The organism is Arthrobacter sp. HLT1-20 (assembly GCF_054510895.1).
In genome coordinates this window covers 37,445-45,642 of the sequence record NZ_JBTNDR010000033.1, presented here as the reverse complement: position 1 = coordinate 45,642, position 8,198 = coordinate 37,445, and the positions used below count along the sequence as shown (strand labels likewise).

At 61.4% G+C, this 8,198-nt stretch carries 2 protein-coding genes; one reads left to right on the top strand and one right to left on the bottom strand.

Translation table 11 applies throughout. The features are described 5' to 3' along the window. Positions 1–110 (bottom strand): serine dehydratase beta chain (locus ACX80Q_RS15145; protein ID WP_459328716.1); only part of this gene is annotated, 110 nt, incomplete at its 3' end. 318 nt (positions 111–428) lie between these two features. Here ACX80Q_RS15145 and ACX80Q_RS15140 point away from each other — a divergent pair. After that, the gene (locus ACX80Q_RS15140; protein ID WP_459331361.1) at positions 429–8,174 is read left to right on the top strand and encodes an SdrD B-like domain-containing protein; all 7,746 of its coding nucleotides are present in this window, start codon (positions 429–431) and stop codon (positions 8,172–8,174) included. Positions 8,175–8,198 lie beyond the last annotated feature (24 nt).

Below are 8,198 nucleotides of genomic sequence, written 5' to 3'. Positions count from 1 at the left end.
CCCTGGATCAGTTCCTGAACAAACGCCGCAGCCGCACGCATGGGCCCCACAGTATGCGAACTCGAAGGCCCAATGCCCACAGAAAACAAATCAAAAACACCAACGGACATGGCAGGGGCTTTCTTGAGAACGTAGCCGCACGGTGGGTGCTGCCAACACGTCCTTCCATGGTACCGCCCCACCCCGCGAATGTGACCCAGGTCCCATTCGGCGGCCATATTGCTGGCCGGGCGCCCTGGATGCGTCTTGAGAGGGTGAAATGCGGGGGTGATTTATCCGCAAGTACAGCCCCTGTCCATTTGGACAGTGGAAGTATGTTCTATGGAAATCTGTGACACATTTTCGGGCGCATCTGGGGCGCCTGCACAGGGAAATGATGAGCGGCCATGGGAAAGCATGTGCCAATCACCGATGAGTTAAGGAATTGAATGTTAAGACTTCGTAGAGGCTTGGCCATAGTGCTGACGCTCATCCTGGCAGTGGGCGTCGGGGGCCCCCTTGCCGTGGCGTCACCAGCTGTGCCCTCGAGTCAGGGCAACGGCATGGTGCTGACCAAGACTGTGGTGGACGCCAAGCCGCTGCACCCAGGGGAATTCGTCACCTACAAACTGACGGTGGGCTGTTCATCCATCACCGACCCTTGCGTTGGTGCAAAGCTCGTGGACCTGCTTCCGCCGCCACTGGTTCTGGAATCGTTTGACCTTCAGGGATTTGCGCAGCCCGTGGGCAGGGGCGATGCCTTGGACAAGAGCCAGCTCCAACTGACCTTTAACGAATTCTCCGCGGACAGGCCCAACGACAAAGGCTTGATTGCGGGATCAGACTACGAAATCACCATTGTGGCAAAGCTGCCCACTGACACCTCGGCCGAACTGGGCGGCACCAAGCTTGTCAACGAGGCGACCTTGACCTCAAATCTTGGCGAGCTCAAGGCCACTGCACCGGAAGTTCCGCTGGTCATTGACCCCGCGCCCAACGCCGCTATCACCAAGTCGTGGGAACGTGACACAGTGCTTGCCGGGTCCGGTTCGGGCAACACAGTGACTCTCGGTGGCATCAGGAACACCTCCAAGGTGGGGGCAACATCGTTGACCATCCTTGAGCCGTCGGGCGGTTCCACGCCGTTTGCCTCGGTGGCGTTTACCGGTTTCGGCGCGGTGAGCTTTCCTGGCAAAGCCGACCGGATCCAGGTCAATTACTTTGTGGGAAACACCAAGCACGACGGCGCCCCCGCAGCAGTGCCTAGCCTGCCGGCTGGCGTGGACCCTTCCACCGTCACAGGTTTTGAGTTCGTCTTTACCTCCTCCGAATCCACCACTGTCAAGGGTGGCATTGCCGCCAACGGCGCTGCGGGGTCCATCAAACTGAACACAGTGCTGCGGGCCAATGCTGCCCCGGGAACTGTGCGCAACGACGTGTCAATCACAGCCCAGACGCCCAAGGGTGATTCCACCAAGCCAACCGCCGCAACCGACTCCTTTGTTGTTGAGGCAGTGGACTACAGAGTTCAGGCGTCCAAGTCCTTCACGCCCGGCCAGGTTGTGGCGGGTGTGGCCCCCTTCGAAGGGCGCACCGCGGAGAAATCCGTTGTCAAGCTGGGGGCCAGCAACGCCTCGAACCAGCCGCTGAAGACCATGACACTCACCGAACCGGCAACAGGGGTGGCCCCTTTCGGCAGCGGCATTGACTTTGCAGCATTTGTGCAAAGCCCGTGGCCCGCCAACACCGATTCCATTGAGGTGACCATTGCCGGGGAGACATACACGCTCCTGAACACCAATGGAAAGATCAGCTACCCGGCAGACGTGCCCGCAGGCCCGGCCGTGACGAACTTCTCCGCAACGTTCACCGGCAGCTACGCACCTGCGGCAGCTGTTGCTCTCGAGTTTGGTGTGGTGGGCACCACTGTGGGAGCCCACGCCAACACTGTTCGTGCCAGTGGCACCTCGCCCGGCGGCACAGCAGCCACAACCGACGATGAGACGGCAACCCTTCAGGTGGTTGCGCCCGTCGAAAGGCTTTCCAGCAGCAAAAGTTTCTCCCCGGATCGTGTCGAGGGAATCGTGGGAGACACCACCACCGCCTCGCTGACCACGGGACTGGACGCAGCCACCAACGCTGACGTGCGCCAGATTGTGCAAACAGACATGTTCGCCCCCATGGCACCTGCCTGGAAGCCAGTGTCACTGACCATCGCCAACCGCCAAAACGCCACAACCGTCCGGGTTGAATACCAAAACGGCGCAGGCGCCTGGGTTGTGGCTGCCGCCAACGCCGGAGCCACGGCGATCGCATTGCCGGCCGATGCGAAGGGGGTGCGCATCAGCTACCTGCGCACCGACGGCACCTTCCCCAGGAACCAGTCCGTCACAGCAAACGTAGAGTTTGAACTGACCCAGCTGGTTGCTGACAAAGTACAGTTCACCAATGTGTTGGGCAGCAACAACGGCCCGGATGCCTCAGGCACTGTGGTTGTTGACAAGCCGCTGCACCTGTCCACGTCCAAGACGTGGGCGACGGCCAGCATTGTACAGAAGCCCTCAAACATGACCCCGGCCTCGGTGCTCAAGCTTGCGACCCAAAACACCTCAACGTATGCCGTGGATGCACTGAAAATTTCAGAGCCCACCGCGGGCAGCAAACCGTTTGACTACATGGAAATCACCAATTTCAGTGCGGCACTGGGCGGGGGAGCAGTTGTCGAGATGGCGCGGCTGACGTTGACAATGGCCGACGGCGCCACGCGTGAGTTGTCAGGCGTCCAGGCCACCAGCCCGGCAACCGTTGCGGATATTGACTGGGCCAACGTTGTTGGCTTTGACTTCTCCCTGGTCAAGACCGGCAGCGCCAGCGTCCCCCGTGACGCCCGCTTCGACCTCACGGTCGCCACGAAGTTGCGCACCACGCTGCTGGGCACTCAGACACCCATTGACACGGCCTTGGCCGCGGTGGTGCCCAATGTGGTGACCCCGAAATACACCATCAAGAACTCCGTGGGCTCGGAAATCGGCCGTGGCCCGGACACCCAATCGGGTGAGGCGTCAGCAAACCTGAGTGTGGTGACCAGGAATTCAGTAGCCATCGCGCCCACGCTGAGCAAGTCGTTTAGCTCCGCTGGCCCTGCAACACTCTTCCCCGCGAATGGGAAACCTGCTCCGGTTGATGTGACGCTAGTTCTGAGCTCCGGTGCGGACAAGGCCGACAAGATTGTTGTGGAGGACATTGACCCCACCTTCTGGAACGCGTTTAACTTTGTTTCGTGGCGGGATTTCCAAAGCGGTCCGCAGAGCGCCAAGATGAGCTACGAGTTCTTCACGGGCGCCAGCTACAAGAATGTTGACGGTCAGCTTGTTGTCACAGGTGGTGAATGGGTCAGGGCGGACAACCTGGCCTCCACCATGGCGGCGCTGGTGGGTGCCCACAACGGCAAGGCACCCATGACGTCGATCGAGGGTTTCCGCATCACCATCACGGCTGCCGACTTTGCTGAATTGGCGCGCACGGACAACACTTTCAAGTTCCAAGTGCTGCCACGCTACGAACTGCGGTCGGGGGAGTTGAACAGCACCAAGGGGGACGCTGCCAACGCCGGTGAAGCAAAGAACTCCACCGTTGCCAACACGGCAAGCGGGACGGTTTCCCGTTTGGGCAGGGAATACCCGAAACTAGACTCCACGGCAGAGTACAAATACCTGCCGGGAGTTCCCGGTGCAGCTGTGGCCAAAACCAACGACGCCCTCAACGGCAGGGTTTCCGCAGGCCAAAGCATCAACTACACCATGAAGGTCACCAACTCCGGCTCGGAGCCCATCACCACACCGAGCATTGTTGACGCCCTGCCCAAGGACGCCAAGGGTCCATTGTTGGGAGTTGAACCGGACTTTGCCGCCACGGTTGTCTACACGCTCGCCGGCAAGTACGCCGGTGCCAAACCGGGCAGCACCATGCCGGAAAGCGCCAAAGACGTCAGCGCAACGGTTGCCAATGGCAATGAGGTCTCCTTCACCTTCCCCGAAGGTGCCATCCTGTACCCCGGTGAAAGCTACACCATTGTGTTGCCCGTCCAGGTCCGTGCGGGTGTTCCAGCCGGAACTGACCTGACGAACACCCTGACGTTCACGGGGGAGAATCTTACTGCACCCTTTGTTGGCACCAGCGTGGTGGGTGTCATCGAAGGCCAGGGCTACTCGTCCATGAAGTTGGTGCGTGAAGTCCCCACAACTGGCCAGAGCGCTCCCACTGGCGTCCACAACAACATCAATGGCAGCAGCTGCCACGATTTTGGTGGCGGTTTCTACCGCTACCCCTGTGTTGTGGAAACCAAGCCCGGTGGAACGGCACAGTGGAAGCTCCAGGTGACCAACACAGGCAACGTGCCCACCAACCACCTTGAGGTCTTGGACATCTTCCCCTGGGTGGGCGATCATGGCGTGACACCCACACAGGCTGGCACCGCACGCGGCTCCCAGTGGACACCCACCCTGCTGGACATTGAGGCTCCTGCCTTGGCGCCAGGAACAACCCGGGCACTTTTCTACTTGATTGGTGACCCAGCCAGCTGCAAGCCCAACGGCAACCTAGCTGCAGGCACCCCGTGGACGGGCTGCACCAACAACTGGGTATCGGCTCGTCCGGCAAACCCGAAGGACATCAAAGGCCTGAAGGCCGTCTACGACTTCGCCCCCGGGCTGGCCCCGAACGAATCCGTGTCGCTGACATTCACCACCGCATCGGCAACTGAAATGCCCGCCGGTGCCGAAGCGTTGGCACCTGCCTGGAACTCATTTGGCTACTATGCGCGTGCGCAGGTCAACAATGTGCCTGACCACCGCAGCCAGGAGCCCATCAAGACGGGCATCACCTTCCGCCCCCTGGAGAAGGAAAAAGTTTCACTGGGAGACTTTGTCTGGGTGGACGGCAATGCCAACGGCGTTCAGGACGCCGGCGAGAAGGGCATCAAGGATGTTGTCCTGGGTGTTGTTGGCCCGGACGGCCTGGCTGTCACGGATGTGTACGGCAATCCCGTGCTGCCGACCATGACGGACTCCAACGGCAAATACACGTTCGAGAACCTGCCGCCCCTCAAGGCTGGGCAGTCCTACACTGTCACCATCGACCAGCAAGCGTCAGCCAAACCGCTGGAACTCTACATGCCGACCAAGACTGGTGCGGGCGACCGCGGCACCGATTCCGCCACTTGGACAGCCACGAGTGAGGGCTTGACCCAGGATGGTGACAGGGATCCGAGCCTGGACTTTGGCTTCGTTGTCATCCCGCCCAAGGTTTCCGTGGGCGACTTTGTGTGGGTGGACAGCAACCGTGATGGTATCCAGACAGCGGGTGAGAAGGGCATCGAGGATGTTGTGCTGACCCTCACCGGCCCCGATGGCAAGGCTGTCACGGATGTGTTTGGCAGGCCTGTTGGCCCTGCCACCACGGACGAAAATGGCGGGTACACCTTTGAAAACCTGCCTGCCTTGACGGCTGGCGAGTCCTACACCGTCGCCATTGACAAGGCAGCCTCGGCCACGCCCCTGGCTCCCTACATCCCCACCATCACCGGTGCCGGTGATCGAGGCACTGATTCCGCCACCTGGACCGCCACCTCCCAGGGCTTGACCCAGGATGGTGACAGGGATCCGAGCCTGGACTTTGGCTTCGTGCTGCCCAAGGTCTCTGTGGGCGACTACGTGTGGGTGGACAGCAACCGTGATGGTATCCAGACTGCGGGTGAGAAGGGCATCGAGGATGTTGTGCTGACCCTCACCGGCCCCGATGGCAAGGCTGTCACGGATGTGTTTGGCAGGCCTGTTGGCCCTGCCACCACGGACGAAAATGGCGGGTACACCTTTGTGAACCTGCCCGTCCTGAAGGATGGCGAGAACTACAATGTCGCCATTGACAAGGACGGTTCGCAGGAAGCCTTGGCTGCGTACATCCCCACCATCACCGGTGCCGGTGATCGAGGCACTGATTCCTCAAGCTGGACCGCCACCTCCGAAGGCTTGACCCAGGACGGTGACAGGGATCCGAGCCTTGACTTCGGCTTCGTGCTGCCCAAGGTCTCCGTGGGTGACTATGTGTGGGCAGACACCAGCCGGGACGGTATCCAGACTGCGGGTGAGAAGGGCATCGAGGGTGTTGTGCTGACTCTCACCGGTCCGGACGGCTTGCCTGTCACGGATGTCTTCGGCAACCCTGTTGGCTCCGCCACCACGGACGAAAACGGCGGGTACACGTTTGTGAACCTGCCCGTTCTAAAGGATGACGAGTCCTACACGGTGGCCATCGACAAGGCCGGTTCGCAGGAAGCCTTGGCTGCCTATATCCCCACCATCACCGGTGCCGGTGATCGAGGCACCGATTCCTCGACCTGGACCGCCAGCAGTGAAGGCTTGACCCGGGACGGTGACAGGGATCCCAGCCTTGACTTCGGCTTCGTGCTGCCTAGGGTATCCGTGGGCGATTATGTGTGGGTTGATACAGACCGTGACGGTATCCAGTCCGACGGCGAGAAGGGCCTTGCGGATGTTGTGCTGGCCCTTCTTGGGCCGGACGGCTTGGCGGTCACAGATGTGTTCGGCAACCCTGTTGGCCCCCTAACCACGGATGAGAAGGGCAAGTACAGCTTCGTGAACCTGCCCGTCCTGGCGGCCGGCGAGTTCTACACGGTCACGATCGATCAGACTGCTTCGGCCAAGCCCCTGGCCCCGTACATCCCCACCCAACTGGGTGCAGGGGTTCGTGGCACCGATTCCTCGACCTGGACTACCACCACCGAGGGTTTGCTGAACGACGGCGACAGGGATCCGAGCCTTGACTTCGGCTTCGTGCTGCCCAAGGTCTCCGTGGGTGACTATGTGTGGGTGGACAGCAACCGCGACGGCATCGCGTCCGACGGCGAGAAGGGCATCAAGGATGTCATCCTGACGATCACCGGCCCCGACGGCAAGCCTGCCAACGATGTGTTCGGCAACCCCGTGGGGACCTCCACAACGGATGAAGACGGCAAGTACACGTTCGTGAACCTGCCTGTCCTGCCGGCCGGCAAGTCCTACACCGTCACCATCGACAGGGACGGGTCAAAGGAAGCTCTGGCACCCTACGTCCCGACCATCACCGGGGCGGGCGAGCGTGGCACCGACTCCTCGACCTGGACCGCCACCACCGAGGGTTTGCTGAACGACGGCGACAGGGATCCGAGCCTTGACTTCGGCTTCGTGCTGCCGAAGGTCTCCGTGGGTGACTATGTGTGGGTTGACAGCAACCGGGACGGCATCGCCTCCGACGGTGAGAAGGGCATCAAGGATGTCATCCTGACCATCACCGGCCCCGACGGCTTGGCGGTGACGGATGTGTTCGGCAAGACTGTTGCTCATGTTGCCACCGACAAGGACGGCAAGTACACGTTCGTGAACCTGCCTGTCCTGCCGGCCGGCAAGTCCTACACCGTCACCATCGACAGGGACGGGTCAAAGGACGCCCTGGCACCCTACGTCCCGACCATCACCGGTGCGGGCGATCGTGGCACCGACTCCTCGACCTGGACCGCCACCACCGAGGGATTGCTGAACGACGGCGACAGGGATCCGAGCCTTGACTTCGGCTTTGTCCTGCCGAAGGTCTCCGTGGGTGACTACGTGTGGGTTGATCGCAACGGCAACGGCCGCCAAGATGCAGGCGAACCCGGCATCAAGGATGTTGTCCTGACGATCACCGGCCCCGATGGCAAGGCTGTGACGGATGTGTTCGGCAAGACTGTTGCTCAGGTTGCCACCGACAAGGAGGGCAAGTACAACTTTGAGAACTTGCCTGTCCTTACGGCCGGGCAGTCCTACACCGTCGCCATCGACAAGGAGGCATCCGCGAAGGCTCTGGCCCCCTACCTGCCCACCAAGGCAGGCCAGGGTGACAGACTGGGCGACTCAGCCACCTGGACTGCCAGCAGTGAAGGCCTGTTGCACGACGGCGAGCGGGACCCCACCCTCGACTTCGGGTTTGTGGTGGTTCCGCCCGCTTCCGTCACCACAATGCCGCCGACCGGATCGGGTCTGTCTAACACAGGCTTCGACGGTGCATTGCTGATGGCCATGGGCCTGGTGCTGACAGCGCTGGGAGGCGGGGCCTTGGCACTGTCTGCCCGACGCCGTCGCACCTCCACAGCGCGGCACTAGGAGGAAGGCCAGAACGGCTGCGGC